We start from the raw sequence: 19725 nt of genomic DNA on the forward strand, positions 1-19725 counted from the left end.
AATCCCCCTAAATCCCCCTTTGAGAAGGGGGACTTGCTTCGGGCGACCTGTTCGCCAGGGAGCAATCCTGCCGCTCGACGCTGCGCATACTCGGGTATTAAGCCGCATATTCCGCCACTAAAAAATCCACCTCTCTCAAGGTGGATTTTTTAGTGGCATTCGGCCGGATCGCTACCGCAAATAACGCCAGGCAATCAGCAGTAATGCAATGACAAAAAACGAGAGAAAGACGATATTGCCTATCACCTCCCGGAAACGAACCGACCGGGCGGACTCCCGAGACAATTCATCACCCCGGCGGACACGGACGATCACACAGCCGATCCGGATCGCCACAACCAGCATAAGTCCCGTAACGATGAAATCAACCAAGAAATCCGCCGTATTCCGCGGAACGAACCAACTCGCGATGAGCAGGAGAAACCCGACGCTCACGCCCCAATCGACCCACTTGTCCCCAAAAATGGCTTGCAGATATTTATACGACTGCATAGTATCCGTCTCTTTCATCTTGCTTCCCGATATTTTGCACTGTATGAAGCGACACCCACGCCGATACATACAGCATATTTATCTTCTGTAAGAATAACTGTTAGCGGGATGTCAGGCTCGCCGTCTCCCTCCCGGTCTCCAGTTGGATCATCAAAACCCGTACAGGCGCTTATACAAATATAAATATTCAATTACACATTTCAACTAAAAATAATCCGTTATTTCACATAATAGATAAAAAACTTCGCGACAATTCCGGCCGAAACGGTCTCGATTCCGGGGAAAATTTGTATATTCGCCGAAACTTTCGAACTTCTACCCTGCTATGAAATTTGCCTTGCGGGCCCCGATTCTGAAATATACGCTCTTCGGCATGTTGTTTCTGAACAGCCCGGCACAGGCTTCGGAACCGCGTTCGGAGCGAATGGAAAAAACGGCGGCCGAAGTGATTGCGGCGGACAGCGCAGCGATCCCCAAAGGCTGGGACAACGACTGCCGCGCAAGCTACAAAGCCGGATACGAGGCGGGATACCGAGCCGGATACCTCCATGGGCGGCGGACAGCGACGCAACCCCACAGTTCCGGGCGGGCGTCAGCCACCCGCTACGCCGACGGATCAATCGTCCCGACCCGCGACACGACCGCTTCCGGGCGTCGTTTCATGCACCGCATCGGCGCGGAGTTCCGCCCTGAATACATCTTCCCGACCAACCCCTTCGTCGAAGGCGAGAACCGCGCCGGACAGCCCATCGACCTCTCCCTCTCGGGACACCTCCGCTACTCGTTCCAGTTCCGCCCCGGATCAATCCCCGACCAAATTTACGGCGGCGCCTATCAGGGCATCGGGGCCGCTTACTACGACTTCGGAAACCCCGACGAACTCGGAAACCCGATCGCCGTCTACCTGTTCCAGGGCGCGCGCATCGCACGGATCAGCCCGCGGCTGTCGTTCAACTATGAATGGAATTTCGGCCTCTCGTTCGGCTGGAAACCCTACGACGACGCCGTGAACCCCCTCAACAAGATGATGGGTTCGAAGATGAACGCCTATCTCAACGCCGATTTCTTCCTCGACTGGCGCGTCACGCGCGAGGTGGACTTCACGGCGGGCCTGAGCCTCACGCACTTCTCCAACGGCAACACCAAATTCCCCAACGCGGGACTCAACGCCGTGGGACTGCGCGCGGGCCTGACCTACAATTTCGGACGGAAGTCGGCCGAAATGGCCCCGCGGACGGTCTGCCCCGCATTCCCGCGCCATTTCAGCTACGACCTCACGTTCTTCGGCTCGTGGCGGCGCAAAGGCATCGAAGTGGGCGACAAGCAGTATGCCGCGCCGGATGCCTACACGGTTCTGGGATTCAACTTCGCCTCGATGTATAACTTCGGCTACAAGTTCCGTGCAGGCGTGTCGCTCGACGGCGTGTACGACGGCAGCGCCAACGTAGCCATCGCCGACCAGATCGTGGAGATGGGCAGCAGCGCCGACCTGACGGTGGAGAAACCCGGCGTCGACAGGCAGCTGGCGCTCGGCGTCTCGGCCCGTGCCGAGTTCGTGATGCCCTATTTCAACATCGGGGTCGGTCTGGGAACCAACTTCCTGCACAAGGGCGGCGACCTGAAAGCCTTCTACCAGATGCTTACCCTGAAGGTGGCCGTGACGCGCAGTTCCTACGTCCACATCGGTTACAGTCTCCGCGATTTCCACATGCCCAACTTCCTGATGCTGGGCGTCGGATACCGGTTCAACAACAAATACCCGCGGCACCGCTGAACAATTCACAATTATTTAGTTTGCTGACGTAAATATCGTGCAATTGTTTCAGCGAAGCCGAAATTGCGCATTTTACGTTCCCCCTAAACTCCGAAAAGAAAGACGAAGGGCTTGGCCGATTTCCGGAATTTCGCCGTGGCGTCGCCCGCATAGGTCTGCCCGCCGGCAAGCGTGAGGGTGCGCTCGCCGCTGCCCTCCGAAAAGTCGATCGCCGCCAGGTCGACCCAAAAGGTCTCCATGGCCAGCGTCGGTTCGAAATAGTAGACCCGGTTCTTCTGGTCGCAGACCGTGCGCCAGCGCGTCGAGGCGATGTGCGGCTTGTCGGGCGTGGAGATGCCGTAGGGAACCGAGACGTTGCGCATGACCGACATCACGGCCGGCACGGCGATCTTCGGGTCGGAGGTCTGCACGACGGCGTCGATGTAGAACGACGCCCGCACGAAGCGGTCCGAAGCGCGGTTGGTCCCCGGCAGCATCGTCAGGCCGCCGATCTGCCGCCAGTAGCCGAGAATCGCCAGCTGGTCGTCGTAAAAGGGCGAATTGGTCATCACCTGACACTGCCGTCCGTGGTGGATTTCCAGTTTGCCGTCGCGATACTCGAAGATCGCGCTGTCGCCCGAAGGATCGGAAATCGCCAGGTGGAGCCGCGACTGCACGCCGTTGGGCAGGTCGGGAGCGTCGATGCGGAACTTCTCCTTCGAAAGTTCGGCCACGGCCTCGTCCACGGTGGCGAAATTGTCGAGCACATACTGCGTCCAGACGCTCAACCCCATGACGGGGCGCGTGTCGCCGGGACGTTCGTAGACCGACTCGGGCAGGAACAGCAGGTTGGCGACCAGCCCGGCTTCGTTCATGCCGTCGGTGATGCCGATGTCGTAACCGGCGGCCGAGAGCGACCCGTATTTCGAGGTCCAGAAGACGGTCTTGTCCGTGTTCGCACCGCGACGCACGACGCCCCGCGGGAAGACGTAGAGATTGGTGAGCGGATCTTCGCGCCAGTCCATCGTCCGGCCCGTGACGGTCATGCCGTCGGGTCCGAGGTAAACGGCGCGGGTGCAGGCTTCGGCCTGCGGAGGGAAGACGGCCAGCGCAGCGGCGCACAGCATCGTCAGGAAGGGTGTTTTCATAGACTGCGAAAATTTTGGAATCACACGTCGTCCGCTTCAAATCGGATGCTAAACCCGCATTTCCGGAGGAAATAAATTTGATCTTTCGCGCAGGTTGCCTTATCTTTGTGGAAAATTGACTTTCCCGACATGAAACCCTTTCTGCGCATTCTCCTGCCGGCCGCCGTGTGCGGCCTGCTGCTGGGCGCCTGCACGCAGCGGCAGACGACCCTGAAATTTATGAGTTACAACATCCGCAACGGCCGCGGCATCGACAATGTTCAGGATCTCGGCCGCGTGGCAGAGATCATCAACCGCACGGCCCCCGACATCGTGGCCCTTCAGGAACTGGACAGCGTGACCGGACGCATGGCCGGACGCTTCATCCCCGGGGAGCTGGGTGAAATGACGGGCATGCACGCCCGTTTCTGCCGCGCCATCGACTACGACGGCGGCGCCTACGGCGTCGGCCTGCTGTCGCGCGACGAACCGCTCGCCGTGCGCCGCATCCCGCTTCCGGGACGCGAAGAGTCCCGCGTACTGTTCGTCGCCGAGTTTCCCGACTACGTGGTCTGCGTCACCCACCTCTCGCTTACGCCCGAGGACCAGCGCGCGTCGCTGCCGATCATCCGCACGGTCACCGACACCTGCCGCAAACCGGTGCTGCTGGCCGGGGACTTCAACATGAAGGTCGCCAAAACCGTCCTCGACGGGCTGGGCGGCGCATTCCGGCCCCTTTCGGACACCACGCAGATGACCTTCCCGTCCGGCAAGCCCTCCATCCGCATCGACTACATCCTCGGCCGCGGACTGCCCGAATCGGCCGTCGTCACCGAGCGGCAGGTGGACACCTCGACCGTCGCCTCGGACCACTGTCCGCTGTGGGTGTCGCTCGCGTGGAAAAAGTAGCCGCCCCCTGCGTTACGCAAATCGCAGGCGCAATACGGACTTTTCCGCGGCCTTAAGGAGGTAACGCCCCTTTTATCAGCCGGAAGGTTTTACAGACCCGCACGCAACCCAGGTTTGCAACCATCCGGCTTTTTCGTACCTTTGGGGTCGTAACGACCCTTTTAGCAGCCGGAAGGTTTTACGGAGCCGCACGCAATCCGGTTTTGCAGCCATCCGGCTTTTTCGTACCTTTGGGGTCGTAACGACCCTTTTAGCAGCCGGAAGGTTTCACAGCCCCGCACGCAACCCAGGTTTGCAGCCATCCGGCTTTTTCGTACCTTTGTATAAAACCAGATACCGATGCAGATCACCAAAGCCGAATTCAAATGCTCGTCCGAGCGCATTTCGCAGGTCCCGAAGGACGACCTGAAAGACATCGCCTTCATCGGGCGCAGCAACGTCGGAAAGTCGTCGCTCATCAACATGCTCACCGCCCGCACAGGGCTGGCCAAGGTGTCGGGGACGCCCGGAAAGACACGTCTCATCAACCACTTCCGCATCAACGACGCCTGGTATCTGGTCGACCTGCCCGGCTACGGCTACGCCCGCACGTCGAAAACACAGCGCAGCGAATTTTCGAAACTGATCACCGACTACGTCATCAAGTGCGAAAAGATGCACTTCCTGTTCGTGCTGGCGGACATCCGCCTCGAACCCCAGAAGATCGACCTGCGGTTCATCGAGATGCTGGGCGAAAACGGCATCCCCTTCGGCATCATCTTCACCAAGGCAGACAAGCTCTCGAAAACCCAGCGCGAAAAGAGCGTGGAACGGTTCCGGACCGCACTCGCCCAGCAGTGGGAGGAACTGCCGCCGATGTTCGTCTCCTCGTCGGAAAAGGCCGTGGGGCGCGAGGAGATCCTCGACTTCATCGGCGAATGTCTGCGACAGAACTGACCCCTGCCGTCACGCAACGGGAAGAAACGTCCCGGGGCTACGGAATGAAAACCGTCCCGCGGCGGAAAAGTTTAACCGAATGTTGAAAAAACACGCCCGGGCGGGCGTGTTTTTTCATCGTATTGTTCTATATTTGCAACGTCAAAAAAATCCTCGAAATCTATGGCTATCCACAAAATCAAAATTTTCACCGGTCGCGATTCGGAGTATCTGGCCAAAAAGATCGCCGCGAGCTTCGGCACGACGCTCGGACAGTCGGAAGTCCTGCGCTTCAGCGACGGCGAATTCCAGCCCTGCTACAACGAGTCGATCCGCGGCTGTACGGTCTTTATCATCCAATCGACCTTCCCGCCCTCGGACAACCTGATGGAACTGCTGATGATGATCGACGCCGCGCGCCGCGCCTCGGCCCATCAGGTCGTGGCCGTGATGCCCTACTTCGGCTGGGCGCGCCAGGACCGCAAGGACCGTCCCCGCGTACCGATCGGCGCCAAGCTGGTAGCCAACATGCTGATGGCCGCAGGTGTCGACCGTGTGATGACGATGGACCTGCACGCCGACCAGATCCAGGGATTTTTCGACGTTCCGGTCGACGCCCTCTACGCCAGCGGCATCTTCGTGCCCTACATCAAGAGCCTCAACATCGAGGACCTCTCGATCGCAGCGCCCGACATGGGCGGCGCCAAGCGGGCAAACACCTATTCGAAACTGCTCGGCACGCCGATCATCATTTCGCACAAGGAGCGCGCCAAGGCCAATGTCGTGGGCAAGATGACGGCCATCGGCGACGTCGAAGGCCGCAACGTGCTGATCGTCGACGACATGATCGACACGGCCGGTACGATCTGCATGGCCGCCGACATGCTCATGTCGCGCGGCGCAAAGAGCGTCCGCGCGGCCATCACCCACCCGGTGCTCTCCGGCCCGGCCTACGAGCGCATCAATGAAAGCGCGCTGGAGGAGGTGATCGTGACGGACACCATTCCGCTCAACCCCAACAAGGACCTGCACAAATTCACCGTCCTGTCGGTCGCCGACCTCTTCGCCGACGTCATCGAGCGCGTGCACAACTACAAGGAAATCTCGTCGATCTTCTCCAAATAGGAGAACCGGCTTCCAGCCAAAAAAATTCCCCGGAACCTTTATGGAAAGGTTCCGGGGAATTTTCCGTTCACGGAAGAAGGACTACTCCGCCTTCTCTCCGCCCTTGGTGCGGCTGCGGACATACTCCGTGGGCAGGCATCCGACGCCCCGCCCGCCGAAAAACGGGTCCCGCGGAAAGGGTGCAAAAAGGCGAGAACCTTTCGTAAGTTCCCGCCCCTGTCATCCGACTTCCGGCTACTTGAAAGGCGAATCCGGCTCGCGGGACATCACCAGATAGAACATCCGGTCGAGGAACGCCGGGGCGAACTTCTTGACGAAGTGCGTGGCGCGCCCCTCGCTCTCCATCAGGCAGAGGCGTTTGCGCCGGAGGATGCCCTTCGCCACGATGCGGGCCACCTCCTCGGGAGTCATCATCTTCGACTCGTTGCGCGGCGTGGCGCCCTGCTGCTTCCCGTCGGCCGTGAGAGCCGAGAAGCGGACGTTCGAAGCGGTGAAACCCGGACAGGCGATCATCACGTGCAATCCCTTTTTGAGGTTCTCAATACGCAGCGTTTCGAGGAATCCCGTCATGGCGTATTTCGAAGCCGAATAGCCCGTGCGGCCCGGCAGTCCGTGCAGCCCGGCGACGGAGGAAATGCCCACGACGGAGCCTTTCGACGCCTGAAGATACGGCAATGCGAACTTGCAGCAGTTGACCGTACCCCAGAAGTTGACGTCCATCAGCCGGTGCAGCACCCCAAGGTCCACGTCGTCGAAAATGGCGCGCATCGAAATACCCGCATTGCAGATCAGCACGTCTATGCCGCCGAACTCCCGCACGGCGGTTTCGATCAGCTCCCGGCACTCCTCGGGTTTCGTCACGTCCACCCCGCAGTAGGCCACCTGCCCGCCCCGGGCGCGGATGTCGCCCGCAAGAAGCTGCAATTTCTGCACGTTGCGCGCTCCGAGCACCACTTTTGCGCCCTGCGCGGCGTATACCTTCGCCATCGCCTCGCCGATACCCGACGATGCGCCCGTAATGACGATTACCTTATTTGCCAATGTCTTCATATCTTTTTTATTCATGTTTTGCATCTCCGCCCGCCGTTTTCGCGGCGTTCCGCCGCATCTACAAGTCTGGCCCCGCCCCCGCCTTGACGGAAGCTTACCGCATGCGGCCGGAATGCGAGCCTAAATTTCCACCTCCAACCCGTCGTAAGCCAGGTGCACGCCCGGCGGGAGCGTCGCCTCCGTCTCGGCATGCAGGCCTATTTCGTGGGACATATGCGTGATATAGGCCTCGCGCGGCCCGACGCGGCGGATCAGCGCCAGCGCCTCCGCGAGGTTGAAATGCGACGGATGCGGAGCGAAACGCAGCGCATTGACCACCAGCACCTCCGTACCGCGCAGTTTTTCGGCCTCGGCGTCCTCGATGGTCTTGAAGTCCGTCAGGTAGGCCAGCGTCCCGATGCGGAAGCCCGTGACCTCGAAGCGTTCGGAATGGTGGCCCGACACGGGCACGATCTCCACATCGCCGACACGGAACGGCCTTGCGGTGTCGATTTCGTGCAGTTCGATCTCCGGCACGCCGCGGTATTTGTCCTGCGCGAAGGCATAGTCGAAATCCTTGCGCACGCACTCCAGCGCCCGCGGGGCGGCCCAGATATGGACCTTGTGGACGGTCGGCGGGTAATCGACGAAATTGAAAGCCCGCACGTCGTCCAGACCGCCGATATGGTCCTTGTGCTCGTGGGTCAGCAGAATGGCGTCGAGATGCCGCACGCCCGTGCGGAGCATCTGGTAGCGGAAATCGGGTCCGGCGTCGATGACGATGCGCACGCCCCGCGTCTCGACCATCGCCGAGGTGCGCAGACGGTTGTCGCGCCGGTCCGCCGACGTGCATACCTTGCAGCGGCAGCCGATGACGGGTACGCCCTGCGAAGTACCGGTTCCCAGAAAGGTGAGTTTCATGGATGCAAATGTAGAAAAAATAGCGCAATTCCCGGCACTTTGTGATGCATTGCTTCATTTTTCGCACCGCATTGCCGCATACGTTTCAAATACGGCTTCCGGTCTCCGAATATCGCGGAACCGACGAAACCGGGATTCCGGTCCGTGCGGGGCAGATGCCGGGCGTCGTGAAAAACGGGGCGAACGGATCGTACCCGAGTACGATCCGTCCGCCCCGCCGGAAGGATGTGCGGCAGGTGCGCCGCAAGCAGCGGAATCAGAATCCGCTTTCGATATTCCAGACAAACGCCCGGGCCCCCTGCATCCTGGTCGCAGCGTCCATTTCGCGGAAGGCGTCCATCAGCGGAGCCACCTTCTCGTCGTCGACGATGGCCAGGATCGAGGCGTTCATCGAAGGCCACGCATGCGTGCCGTAGTGGGGTTCGCCGTCGACCGAGCCGCGGCCCTCGGTCAAGGCCCATTTGGTGAAGCCGCGGATACCCTGCTCGTCGAAGATGGCGTTCACCCGGTCGGTCAGCGCCTGGTTGTATGACAAAAATACTGCTTTCATAGTACCGATCAATTTTAATTCAGCTTTTCACTTTCAATGCTTGCTTGCCTGGTGTTCGGCCGAGAGGCGCGCCAGTTTCTCACGCTCCTTGCGCTGCGAACGGTTCACGAGGATCGAGTAGAGCACCGGAACGATGAACAGCGTGAGGATGGTCGAGAACGTCAGACCGCCGATCACGGCAATGCCCATCGGCTGCCACGTCTCCGAACCCGCTCCCGTGCCGATCGCCAGCGGCAGCATGCCCAGAATGGTCGTGAACGAGGTCATCAGCACCGGACGCAGACGGCTCTTGCCGCCGGCGATCACCGCGTCGAAGACGCCCGAGCCACGCTCGATCAGGAGGTTCATGTAGTCGACCATCACGATACCGTTCTTCGTCACGATGCCCACCAGCATGATGGCGCCGATCAGGGCGATCAGCGACAGCGGCGTGGAGGTCATCCACAGCGCGAGGAACACGCCCGTGAAGGCGAACGGAATGGTGAACATGATGATGAACGGGAACTTGAGCGACTCGAACTGCGTGGCCATCACGATATACACCAGAATGACGATCAGGATGAGCAGCGTTCCCAGGTCGCCGAAGGCGTCGCCCTGATCCTCGACCGTACCGCCCACTTCGAGGTCCACGCCGTCGGGCGCGGGATAGTCGGCGAGGAGCTTTTCGACCTCGGCCACCACGTCGCCCAGCGCGACGCCGGCCCCGAGGGTCGACTGGACCGAAATGACGCGCTGACGGTTCTCGCGCTCGATCATCGGCGCGGCGTACTCCTCCTCGACGGTTCCCACCTCCTTGAGCTTCACGGGGCGGCCCTGCGCGTTGTAGAGCGTGATGTTCTCGACATCCTCGATGCGGTTGCGGAACGGCTCGGCATAACGCACGATGATGTCGTACTCGTCGCCGTCCTCGCGGTATTTCGAGGCCACGAGGCCGTCGATGCGGTTGCGCACGGCCTGCGACGCCGTGGCGCTGCTGATGCCGTAGTACGACAGCCGGTCGCGGTCGAAGACCACGTTGTACTCGGGACGCAGGTCGTCGCGCGAAAGTTTCACGTCGCGAACGCCCTCCAGACGGCGCATCTTCTCCTTCAGGTCGTTGGCAACGGCGTTCGTCACGTCCATGTCATAACCGAAGACCTTGACGTTGACCGTCGCCGAACCGCTCATGCTGCCCGACTGTCCGCCGGGAGTGACCGTGTACTGGCGGATCTCGGGAATCCGGTCGAGATCACCGCGCAGCAGGTCGGAGATGACGTAGATCGACCGATCGCGCTCCTCCACGCCGGTCAGGCGCACGTTGTAGTTGATGATGTGCGAACCGGTGGTCTGCATCGCCGCGAAGGCGTTGTCCGACGAGTTGGCGCCGGCCGACGCCGAGACGAGCACGATCTCGGGGTATTTCGCATAGATGATGCTGTCGATCTGCCGGGCGATGCGCGCCGTGTAGTCGACGCCGACGTTCTGCTCCAGCTCGACCATGGCCGAAATGCGGCCGTTGTCCGAGGGCGGGAAGAACTCGGTGGGAACCCGCGTCAGCAGCCCCAGCGACACGACGAAGACCGACATCATCGAGAAGAAGGTGATCCGGCGGTGGCGTACGACCCAGTCGAGCGAACGGGCGTAGGCGTCGTCGAGCCATTCGAGCGCCCGGTCGATCGGCTTGTAGATCACGCCGAGGCCCTTGTAGTCGTGCTGGCCGCCTTCGAGTTTCAAGAGGTAAGCCGATATCATCGGGGTCAGCGAAATGGCCGCCGTAGTCGAAACGCAGACCACGATCGTCACGATCCAGCCCAGCTCGCGGAACAGGATGCCCGCCATGCCCGGGACCATCGTCAGCGGCAGGAACACCGCGACGACCACCAATGTCGTGGCGATGACCGACAGCCACACCTCGTTGGTGGCGTAGATGGCGGCCTCCTTCGGGTTCGAGCCGCGCTCGATATGCGTCGTAATGTTCTCCAGAACCACGATGGCGTCGTCGACCACCATACCGATGGCGATGGAGAGCGACGAGAGCGAGATGATGTTCAGCGTGGAGCCGGTGGCGAAGAGGTAGATGAACGAACAGATCAGCGACACGGGGATCGTCATACAGATGATCAGCGTCGCGCGCCAGCGTCCGAGGAAGGCCATCACCACCAGCACGACGAAGATGAAGGCGTAGAGAATGGTCTCCGAGAGCGACCCGATGGCGTCGGTGATCTCCTGCGAGCCTTCGAAAATCAGCTCCATCTTGACATCCTTCGGGAGGGTTTTCTGAATCTCCGGCAGGCGCGACTGGATTTCGTGGACGATATTCACGGTGTTGGCGCCCGACTGTTTCTGGAACATCACGCGCACGCCCCGCTGGCCGTTGACGCGCTCGTCCATCGTGGACTTTTCGAGCGTATCGCGGATCTGGGCCACGTCCGAAAGTTTCACCGTGCGGCCCCCGGCGTTCGACACCACGACCTTGCGCATCTCGTCCGAGAGTTTGAACTCGCCGTCGGCCTTGATGTTGAAGGTGTTGTTGCCCACGTCGATCGTGCCGCTGGGGATGTTGACATTCTCGGCGGCGATGATCTGTCCCAGCTGCTCGACCGTGAGGTTGTAAGCCTCCAGTTTGGCGGGGTCGACGTTGACCTGCACCTCGCGTTCGGGTGCGCCGATGATCGACACGGCGCCCACGCCGTCGACGCGGTTGAGCACGTTGACCAGCTTGTCGTCGAGAATCTTGTTCAGCGCCGGATAGCTCTCCTCGGCCGTGACGGCAAGCATCATCACGGGGATCATCGAGGTCGAGAACTTGAAGATCGTCGGATAGTCGATGTCGTCGGGCAGCTGCGACTGCACGCGCGACACCACGTCGCGGATTTCGTTGGCCCCTTCGTTCAGGTCGGAGCCGTATTCGAACTCGACGGTGATCATCGAGACGTTGTCCTGCGACTTGGAGGTCAGTTTCTTGAGGTTGCTCACCGTGTTGAGGTTGTCCTCCAGCACACGGGTGATGTTGGTCTCGATGTCGGCGGCGTTGGCGCCCGGATACATCGTGATCACCGAGATCTGGGGTATCTCGATCTCGGGATACTGGTCTACGGCCAGGTTCATCAGCGAGAAGAGTCCGAAGACCATCACGCCGACGAACAGCAGGATCGTTGAGATCGGTTTGCGGACCGCGCTTTCGTAAATTTTCATTGGAAAGGGGCTGTTTTAGTCTTTTTTAATATCCACTTTGGCCCCGTCGAAAAGTTTCGACAACGCCGTGACGGCCACCGGCTCGCCCGCTTCGATCCCCGAGAGGATGTCCACGCGGTCGCCGACCTGGCGTCCCACCTTGACCGAGCGGCGCTCGGCAACCGAGTCGCCGACGATGACGTAGAGGTAACGCTCGGCCGAGCCGACCTGCTTCTGCACGGCCACGTCGGGAACCATCACGCCCTCCTTGCTGCCCATGTCGAAGGTCGTGCGGGCGTACATGCCCGGGCGCAGCGTGCGTTTGGCGTTGGGGACCTTGACCTCGACCTTGAAGGTGCGGGTCGTGGGGTCGAGCGCCGGATAGATCAGCGACACCGTGCCCGTGAACTCCTCGTCGGGGAAGATGTCGACGGCCAGCTTCACCGGCATGCCCACCTTCACGTTGGGGAAGTACTGCTCCGAAATGTTGGCGACGACCTTCAGCGGGTCGATCTGCATGATGTGCAGGATCGGCTGCTGGGCGAACAGGTCGCCGGACTCGTAGTTGCGAGCCGTGACGACGCCCGAAATGGGCGAACGCACCTCGATGTTCTTCTTGAGGTTGGCGACCACCTCGCGCTGCACGTCCAGCTGGGCCTTGGCCTACTCGATCTGCTGGGTCGAAATGCCTCCGGCCTCGTAGACCGGCAGCAGGCGGTTGTAGTCGTCCTCGACGGTCTTCAGCTGCACCAGCTGCTGGGTGTACTGCGTGGGATCGAGCGTCACGACGAGCTGCCCCTCGCGCACCGGATCGCCCACCTCGACGTAAATCCTGTCGATGTGCACGCCCGAAGCCGCCGGAGTGATGTCGTTCTCCTTGTAAGGCTCGATCTCGGAGGTGAAGACCTCCGTAAGCTGCACCGAAGCCTCTTCGGCAACGGCGCTTTTGGTCAGCACGCCTTTGTCTTCCGCAACGGCGGTCACGCCTTTCTTACCCGTGCAGCCGGCGAAAGAGACGGCGGCGATGCACAAAATCACGATTTTTTTCATACGTTCTTTATCCTGTTTTTTATTTATTTCCGTGTTCGCGGCCGACGATGCGGTCGTACTCGGCCTTGGCCGAAAGGTAATCGTAGATCGCCTGCGAGAAGTTCAGCTGCGCCTGCGTCTGCGAGAGCTGCGCGCTGTTGAGTTCGAGGATCGTCCCCGCGCCCGCCCGGTAACGGGTGTCGGAGATCTTGTAGGCCTTGCAGGCCTGCTCGACGGTCAGCTCCTGGGCGTACATCGTCTCGCGGGCGGTCAGCAGGTCGTTCAGCGCCGAGCGCACCTGCACGTCGATCTGCTGCCGGGCGTAGCTGCGCTGGAGCGACAGCTGCGAAATCTGGTTTTTCAGCTCGCGCGACCTGTTCATCTTCGTCAGGCCCGAAAAGATGGGGACCGACAGTTGCAGGCCGACCGAAATCGGATGGGTCCAGAAATACCGGGAATCGTCCGTCGCGGCGGCGCCGCCGAAATTGAAAGGCTCCATGTCGTTACCCGTATAGGAGGCCGACCCGAAGGCTGCGAGCGTCGGCATGCGTCCCGCATTGGCCGCCTTGAGCGAACGCCGGAGAACCTCCTCCTGCAATTCGAGCGAACGCAGGTCGGAGTTGTCCGTCACGTCGGTGGTCAGCCCGTCCGTCCCGGCCAGCACGTCGTCGCGCAGGGCGTCCAGCTCGCCCACCACCTCGATCTCCACGTCCTCGGGAATCGAGAGGTACATCTTGAGCATCAGCTTGGCCAGCTTGATCGAATTCTCGGTCTGGAGGATCGTGGGCTTGAGGTTGCTCAACTGCACCTGCGCGGTCAGCAGGTCGTATTCCGAGGCCAGTCCGTGCTTGTACTGCACCTGCGTATCGTCGACCGTGCGCTGCACCGTGGCCTCCGACTCGCGGAGCACCGCGAGCGACTGCTCGGCGAGCAGGATGTTGTAAAAGGCCTTCTTCACCTCGGCCGTCAGGTCGATGCGCGAGGCGCGTGCGGCCTCCACGGCCGTGGCCATCTGCGCGTCGTTCATCTTCAGCGTGCGGTAGACCGACGGCGCGAAGAGCGGCAGCGACAGGTCGCCCTGCACGGCGAAGGTGTTATCGGCTCCGAACGAAATGCCGCCGCGCATCTCGGACTTCACGATCGAACGGGTGTAGCTGCCCGACGCCGAAATCTGCGGCAGCAGGTTGCCCCACGTCTGGCGCTTCACGTAGTCGTAACGCTGCACCTCCATCTCCGCGACCTTGACGGTCGGGTTTTCGCTCAAGGCGAGATCCAGCGCCTGGGGAAGCGTCAGCCGCATCTGCGCCGAAGCGCCGGCGACGCCCGCCGCCCAAAAGGCGATGATCAAAAAAAGTCGTTTCATCATTATTCGGTAAAATTATGTTGTCATTATCATTTATGCGGACGAACGGAACGGACGGATATTTCAGTCCCCGCCCCCTTCGCGCCGGCTATTGCATCCGGTGAACGGTTTTGGCAGGCTCGTAGCGTTTCAGGTAGTCGTCGACGAGCAGCAGCCCCTTGGTCGTGGAGATGCCGCGGAAAAAATTGCTGATGATCTGCACGAACGCCTCGCGCTCGGTCATGCCCGCGGGCAGAATGAGGTCCTTGCGCACGGTGATGGCCGAAGCCGTGTAGTAAAGCACCGAAATGGCCAGATCGAGATTGATCGTGTCGACGAACAGCCCGTCGGCAATCCCCTTTTCCAGCATCTCCTGCAGGTCGCGGCGGCTCTTGGCGGTGCCTTCGCGCGTCATCTTGTCGTGCACCGCCGGGTAAAACTTGCGCAGGTTGTTCAGCAGCCGCTGGATGACTTCGGCGTTGTCCATCACGCCGCCCAGCACCATGAACATCGCTTCGAGCACGTTGCGCGCATGGGCGCACACCGCGGCGCGCTCGATGCGTTTCTTTTCGAAATAGCGGTCCATCGCCAGGTAGAGCAGCCCCTCCTTGTCGCCGAACAATTCGTAGAGCGTCCGTTTCGAGACCCCCAGCTGCTGCGCGATGTCGTCCATGCGCACCGACTTGATGCCCTGCGAGACGAACATGTGCATCGCCTGTTCTATGATTCGTTCCTTCTGATCCATGATCCAATCCGATTGATACGGATGCAAATACACGCGCCAAAACTTATAAAACAAAAAAAGTTTTCTGTTTTTCCCGGTTTTCTGACGAAAACAACAAAAAAGGAGCCTATCAGGACTCCTTCATGCAAAACCGGACGCGGGAAATCGCCCTTCGGCGGGCAGACCGCACGGCGCTTCGGGGATCATGCGGCGGCCGTCCGCATAACGAGCATGCCAGCGCAGACCGGAGCAAAAAAGCCGCCGCAGAAATTCTGCGGCGGCTTTGTCCAAAACGGGAACGCCCCGTCTATTTCGTGACCCGTTCGAGCCATTTGACCATGGCCAGCATGGCGAACATCGAGATGGCGCAGACGATGACGAAGATGCTCCACGTCGCGGAGATCGAGATGCGCTTGTAGAGGATCGGGCCGATGAACAGCAGGCCGTTGCCCAGCGCCGTGGCCCCCAGCCAGCAGCCCTGCATTAGGCCCTGGAGTTTCTGCGGAGCGACCTTCGACACGAACGACAGGCCCAGCGGCGAGATGAACAGTTCGGCGATGGTCAGGATCAGGTAGGTGGCCACCAGCAGCCACGGAGTGACGCGCTCGGCGAACGAGAGACCGCCCTGCGCCTGCACTTCGGCGAGTTTGGGAAGGCCCAGCGACCCGAAGACCATCAGCACGTAGGCGAATGCGGCGATGCCCATTCCGATCGCGATCTTCATCGGAGTCGAAGGCTCCTTGCCGCGGTTGCGCAGCCAGGCGAACACGGCGATGATGACCGGCGTGAGGAACACCACGCAGAAGGGGTTGGCCGACTGGAAAATCTCGGCCGTGATGGGCATGCCGAAAATTTCGAGACGGGTGTAATCCTGCGCGAAGAGCGTCAGCGTCAGACCGTTCTGATGGAACGAGAACCAGAAGAAGATCACGATGGCGAACACGGCGAACAGCGCATAGAGACGCTGTTTGATCTCACGCGCATCCTGCTGGATTTCGGCCTTCGAAGGCGTCGTCCTGGAAGCGGCCGCAACCTTGGGATCGGGCAGCTTCTTCTTGTTGGCCAGGAAAACCACCAGCGAGAAGACCAGCGCCACGATAGCCACGCCGAACGCATAGTGGAATCCGGTGTTGAAGGCGTTGAGATAGCTCTGCGCGAAAACGCCCATGTCCGCCGGGACGCCGCCGAGGCTCACTTCGGCAGCCAGCTCGCTGAAACGGCCCTGGGCCACTTCGGGACTCATCGTGCCGCCGATATACTGGTGGCAGAGGGCCGAAAGGTCGGAATTGTAGAGGAATCCCTGCGTGCGGAGCCACCAGTTGCGCACGCCCACGGCGGCGAACGGTGCGAACATCGCGCCGATGTTGATGAACATGTAGAAAATCTGGAAGCCCGTGTCGCGCAGTTTGGCATACTGTTCGTTGTCGTAAAGCTGCCCCACGAGCGCCTGGAGGTTGCCTTTGAACAGACCGTTGCCGAAGGCGATCACCATCAGTGCGCCGATCACCACGGTCTTCGACGTAACGGTGGGAACCATCAGCGCGGCATACCCCGCCGTCATCACCAGAATACCCGCGATGATCGTCCCCTTATAGTTGCGCAGCCGGTCGGCGATCAGGCCGCCGACGAGCGCCAGGATGTAGATCGAGGTATAAAAAAACGAATAGATTTTCCCGGCCTGCTCGCCGTCGATACCGAATTTCGACATCAGGAACAGCGTCAGAATGGCCATCATGGTGTAGAAACCGAAACGTTCGCCCGTATTGGCGAGAGCCGCGGCAATCAAACCTTTAGGTTGCTTGAGCATAGTAGAATTGGGTATTAGTAATGGATACGTTTTTTTGTTCGTGGACAAAGATAGAAAAATTTTTCATATATTTAGTGTCGCAACGGCACTTTTATCAGTCGGAACGCATAACCGGACCCGGGTGCGATTCGGTTTTGCTCCCATCCGACTTTTTATTACCTTTGTAGAAAATCGACTCCCCTATGGAAAAAACGACCCGAAGACTTCCGATCGTCGAACGCGACGAATGGTTACAGCCCGTCGAGGCGCAGATGAACCTGCGCCACGAGCGTTACGAGCGGAAAATGGCCGACATCGGACGCTCGGCGGGATCGCTCGTCGACTACGCCAACGGCTACCGCTATTTCGGCTGGCAGTGGGACGATGTGCTGGACGGCTGGTGGCTGCGCGAGTGGCTGCCGGGGGCGCACGACGTCTACGTCTTCGGCGACTTCAACAACTGGCAGCGCACCGAAATCCGCATGCACAAGGATGCCGCGGGGGTCTGGAGCGCCTTTTTCCCCGCAGCGATGTACCGCGACCGGCTGCGGCACGGCTCGCTCTACAAGATCCACGTTCACGGCGACAACGGCTGGCTGGACCGCATCCCGGCCTACGCCCGGCGCGTCGTGCAGGACGACGAGACCAAAAACTACACGGCGCAGTTCTGGAACCCCGCAGAACCGTTCGACTGGCGGGACGACGCGTTCGACGCCTCGAAGATCGGCAGCCTGCTGATCTACGAAGCCCATGTGGGCATGGCCCAGGAGCGCGAGGGCGTGGGAACCTACCGCGAATTCACCGAAAAGATACTCCCGATCATCAAAAAGGACGGCTACAACGCCGTGCAGCTGATGGCCGTGGCCGAGCACCCCTACTACGGGTCGTTCGGTTACCACGTGTCGAGTTTCTTCGCCCCCTCGTCGCGCTGCGGCACGCCCGAGGAGCTGAAGGAGCTGATCCGCCGCGCCCATGAACTGGGGCTGGCGGTGATCATGGACCTCGTGCACGCCCACTACGTCAAGAACCTCAACGAGGGGATCAACTCCCTCGACGGCACCGACCATCTCTACTCGCCGCCGGGCGACGCGGGCTACCAGCAGTACTGGGATTCGAAACTCTTCGACTACGGCAAGGAGGAGGTGCAGCACTTCCTGCTGTCGAACGTCAAATACTGGCTCGACGAGTTCCATTTCGACGGCTACCGCTTCGACGGCGTGACGTCGATGATCTACCGCCACCACGGCTACGTCACGTTCGATTCGCGCGACCGTTTCTTCGACGAGGGGGTCAACGGGGACGCTCTCACCTACCTCACCCTGGCCAACCGCCTCGCGCACGATTTCCGGCCTTCGGCCGTGACCATCGCCGAGGACGTGAGCGGCATGCCGGGGATGTGCATCCCGATCGCCGACGGCGGCATCGGATTCGACTACCGCCTGGGCATGGCCATCCCCGACTTCTGGATCAAGCAGCTGAAGGAGGTGCCCGACGAGCAGTGGGACATCCGGGAGATGTGGTCGGTGATGACCGACCGCCTGCCCGAAGTCAAGACCGTGGCCTACGCCGAGTCGCACGACCAGGCGCTCGTCGGCGACAAGACCATCGCCTTCCGGCTGATGGACAAGGAGATGTATTTCCACATGGACCGCGCTTCGGAGAACATCGTCATCGACCGCGGCATGGCCCTGCACAAGATGATCCGCCTGATGACCATCTCCACGGGCGGTCAGGCCTACCTCAACTTCATGGGCAACGAGTTCGGGCATCCCGAGTGGATCGACTTCCCGCGCGAGGGCAACGGCTGGAGCTACGCCCACGCCCGGCGGCAGTGGTCGCTCGCGAAAAACGGATTCCTGCGCTATGCGTGGCTGGGCGATTTCGACCGCGCGATGATCCGGCTGGTGAAAAAATACAAGGTTCTTGCCGACGGTTACCCGTGGAATCTGCTGATGGACGAGCGCAACAAGACGATGGCCTTCTCGCACGGCGACCTGCTGTTCGTCTTCAACTGGCATCCTTCGGCCTCGATCCCCGACTACGAACTTCCGGTGCAGGCCCCGGGCAAGTACGTCCCGGTGCTCTCGACCGACGAAAGCCGCTTCGGCGGACAGGAGCGGCAGTCGATGGCGGCCGAACACTTCTCGTTCGACGCCGAAAAGGGCGACGGACAGCGGCAGCCCCATATCCGCATCTACAACACCTCGCGCACGGCGACGGTCTACCTGCGAAAAAAGTAGTTACGCAACGACTATATTTTCCTTTTTATTCACCAAAACAGATTTACCATATTTCTTTAAAGGAGTTGAGAGAAGGATTCTACCAATGCCGGCGGTTCGAAGCCACGAACCTGTGGCGGAGATCGTTCCTTCTTTCCATTTTTCTGGTCTTTTGTTTCGCCGTCTACGGAGCGCTGGCGTCCGAAATCCTGACCGCCGGACCCGGAGCGGCCAATTTCCTGGCGCTGAACGAAGCCGCCTGCGCGGTGGCGCTGCTCGGAACGTCGTTCGCCTGATCTGGATCATGATGGCCAAGGGGTCGAAAGCCTGGTACGAGGTCTACGAACGCTACATATTCGAGATCGAACAGGAGGAAGCCGAAGGACTGAAAATTCCGGAGCGCTATCGGCTGGGAGCCTTGTGCCGCCCCTGGGAGATGAACGGCAACCTCTTTTCGAAGAAGGCGGGCCGCTACTCCCCCTCGCGGCTCAACATCACGATCGGGTCGGTGACGCTGACGGCCTAGCTGACCGTCGGACTCATCCACTATGCCGCCAGTGTCATCCTTTACGCCGAAGGCCCTGCCCTCTGCTGGCAGCCGCTGATCCTCGCGCTCATCCCCGCCTCGTTCCTCGCCGTTCTCGTCACGGC

General features: G+C 60.6%; 18 protein-coding genes. 7 read left to right on the plus strand and 11 right to left on the minus strand.

Annotation, left to right across the window (positions count from 1 at the left end; translation table 11 throughout):
* Positions 1-171 precede the first annotated feature (171 nt).
* Complete coding sequence (locus tag BHV64_RS06190; protein ID WP_195636561.1) at positions 172-510, minus strand: hypothetical protein; 339 nt, start codon at positions 508-510, stop codon at positions 172-174.
* Positions 511-817: 307 nt separating this feature from the next.
* Here BHV64_RS06190 and BHV64_RS06195 point away from each other — a divergent pair, with 307 nt between their 5' ends.
* Positions 818-2266 carry an acyloxyacyl hydrolase gene (locus tag BHV64_RS06195; protein WP_168949211.1) on the plus strand — a complete coding sequence of 483 codons (1449 nt, stop codon included), beginning with the start codon at positions 818-820 and terminating at the stop codon, positions 2264-2266.
* An 83-nt stretch (positions 2267-2349) separates the two neighbouring features.
* On the opposite strand, the gene BHV64_RS06200 is transcribed toward BHV64_RS06195, so the two are convergent.
* The gene (locus BHV64_RS06200) at positions 2350-3393 is read right to left on the minus strand and encodes a linear amide C-N hydrolase (protein WP_288115657.1); all 1044 of its coding nucleotides are present in this window, start codon (positions 3391-3393) and stop codon (positions 2350-2352) included.
* A gap of 129 nt (positions 3394-3522) precedes the next feature.
* On the opposite strand from BHV64_RS06200, the gene BHV64_RS06205 reads away from it, so the two are divergent.
* The 3 genes from BHV64_RS06205 (at position 3523) to BHV64_RS06215 (ending at position 6321) form a co-directional block, all read left to right on the plus strand.
* Positions 3523-4281, plus strand: coding sequence for an endonuclease/exonuclease/phosphatase family protein (locus tag BHV64_RS06205; RefSeq protein ID WP_217727834.1), 759 nt, complete (start codon positions 3523-3525; stop codon positions 4279-4281).
* A 339-nt stretch (positions 4282-4620) separates the two neighbouring features.
* Positions 4621-5217 (plus strand): ribosome biogenesis GTP-binding protein YihA/YsxC, encoded by a 597-nt coding sequence (yihA, locus tag BHV64_RS06210; protein WP_015545861.1) that lies wholly within the window; start codon positions 4621-4623, stop codon positions 5215-5217.
* Positions 5218-5379: 162 nt separating this feature from the next.
* Positions 5380-6321 carry a ribose-phosphate diphosphokinase gene (locus BHV64_RS06215; protein ID WP_015545860.1) on the plus strand — a complete coding sequence of 314 codons (942 nt, stop codon included), beginning with the start codon at positions 5380-5382 and terminating at the stop codon, positions 6319-6321.
* Positions 6322-6555: 234 nt separating this feature from the next.
* Here BHV64_RS06215 and BHV64_RS06220 read toward each other — a convergent pair whose 3' ends face one another.
* The 9 genes from BHV64_RS06220 to BHV64_RS06260 form a co-directional block, all read right to left on the minus strand.
* Positions 6556-7371: an SDR family oxidoreductase gene (locus tag BHV64_RS06220; RefSeq protein ID WP_195285333.1), complete on the minus strand. Its 816-nt coding sequence runs from the start codon at positions 7369-7371 to the stop codon at positions 6556-6558.
* Between the two features lie 120 nt (positions 7372-7491).
* The gene (locus BHV64_RS06225; RefSeq protein ID WP_022061899.1) at positions 7492-8271 is read right to left on the minus strand and encodes an MBL fold metallo-hydrolase; all 780 of its coding nucleotides are present in this window, start codon (positions 8269-8271) and stop codon (positions 7492-7494) included.
* 256 nt (positions 8272-8527) lie between these two features.
* The gene (locus tag BHV64_RS06230) at positions 8528-8821 is read right to left on the minus strand and encodes a PG0541 family transporter-associated protein (RefSeq protein ID WP_253011595.1); all 294 of its coding nucleotides are present in this window, start codon (positions 8819-8821) and stop codon (positions 8528-8530) included.
* A gap of 33 nt (positions 8822-8854) precedes the next feature.
* A complete protein-coding gene (locus tag BHV64_RS06235; RefSeq protein WP_288115658.1) occupies positions 8855-11995 on the minus strand; it encodes an efflux RND transporter permease subunit in 3141 nt (1046 codons plus the stop codon).
* 15 nt (positions 11996-12010) lie between these two features.
* Entirely contained in the window at positions 12011-12619 is a 609-nt protein-coding gene (locus BHV64_RS06240) for an efflux RND transporter periplasmic adaptor subunit (RefSeq protein ID WP_288115659.1), read from the minus strand.
* An 18-nt stretch (positions 12620-12637) separates the two neighbouring features.
* Entirely contained in the window at positions 12638-13024 is a 387-nt protein-coding gene (locus BHV64_RS06245) for a biotin/lipoyl-binding protein (protein ID WP_288115660.1), read from the minus strand.
* Positions 13025-13043: 19 nt separating this feature from the next.
* Entirely contained in the window at positions 13044-14366 is a 1323-nt protein-coding gene (locus tag BHV64_RS06250; RefSeq protein ID WP_022061895.1) for a TolC family protein, read from the minus strand.
* A gap of 88 nt (positions 14367-14454) precedes the next feature.
* Positions 14455-15090 (minus strand): TetR/AcrR family transcriptional regulator, encoded by a 636-nt coding sequence (locus BHV64_RS06255; RefSeq protein ID WP_015545789.1) that lies wholly within the window; start codon positions 15088-15090, stop codon positions 14455-14457.
* A gap of 286 nt (positions 15091-15376) precedes the next feature.
* Positions 15377-16876 carry a peptide MFS transporter gene (locus BHV64_RS06260; protein WP_022061893.1) on the minus strand — a complete coding sequence of 500 codons (1500 nt, stop codon included), beginning with the start codon at positions 16874-16876 and terminating at the stop codon, positions 15377-15379.
* Between the two features lie 182 nt (positions 16877-17058).
* Between BHV64_RS06260 and BHV64_RS06265 the strand changes: the two genes are divergently transcribed.
* The 3 genes from BHV64_RS06265 (at position 17059) to BHV64_RS06275 (ending at position 19600) form a co-directional block, all read left to right on the plus strand.
* Entirely contained in the window at positions 17059-19095 is a 2037-nt protein-coding gene (locus BHV64_RS06265) for an alpha-amylase family glycosyl hydrolase (protein ID WP_138265618.1), read from the plus strand.
* 65 nt (positions 19096-19160) lie between these two features.
* Positions 19161-19370 carry a hypothetical protein gene (locus tag BHV64_RS06270; protein WP_138265619.1) on the plus strand — a complete coding sequence of 70 codons (210 nt, stop codon included), beginning with the start codon at positions 19161-19163 and terminating at the stop codon, positions 19368-19370.
* A gap of 8 nt (positions 19371-19378) precedes the next feature.
* Positions 19379-19600, plus strand: a complete 222-nt coding sequence (locus BHV64_RS06275; RefSeq protein ID WP_217727837.1) for a hypothetical protein — start codon at positions 19379-19381, stop codon at positions 19598-19600.
* Positions 19601-19725 lie beyond the last annotated feature (125 nt).

The sequence above is a fragment of the Alistipes sp. 56_sp_Nov_56_25 genome, assembly GCF_001915285.1.
GTDB classification, from domain to species: Bacteria; Bacteroidota; Bacteroidia; order Bacteroidales; family Rikenellaceae; genus Alistipes; species Alistipes shahii.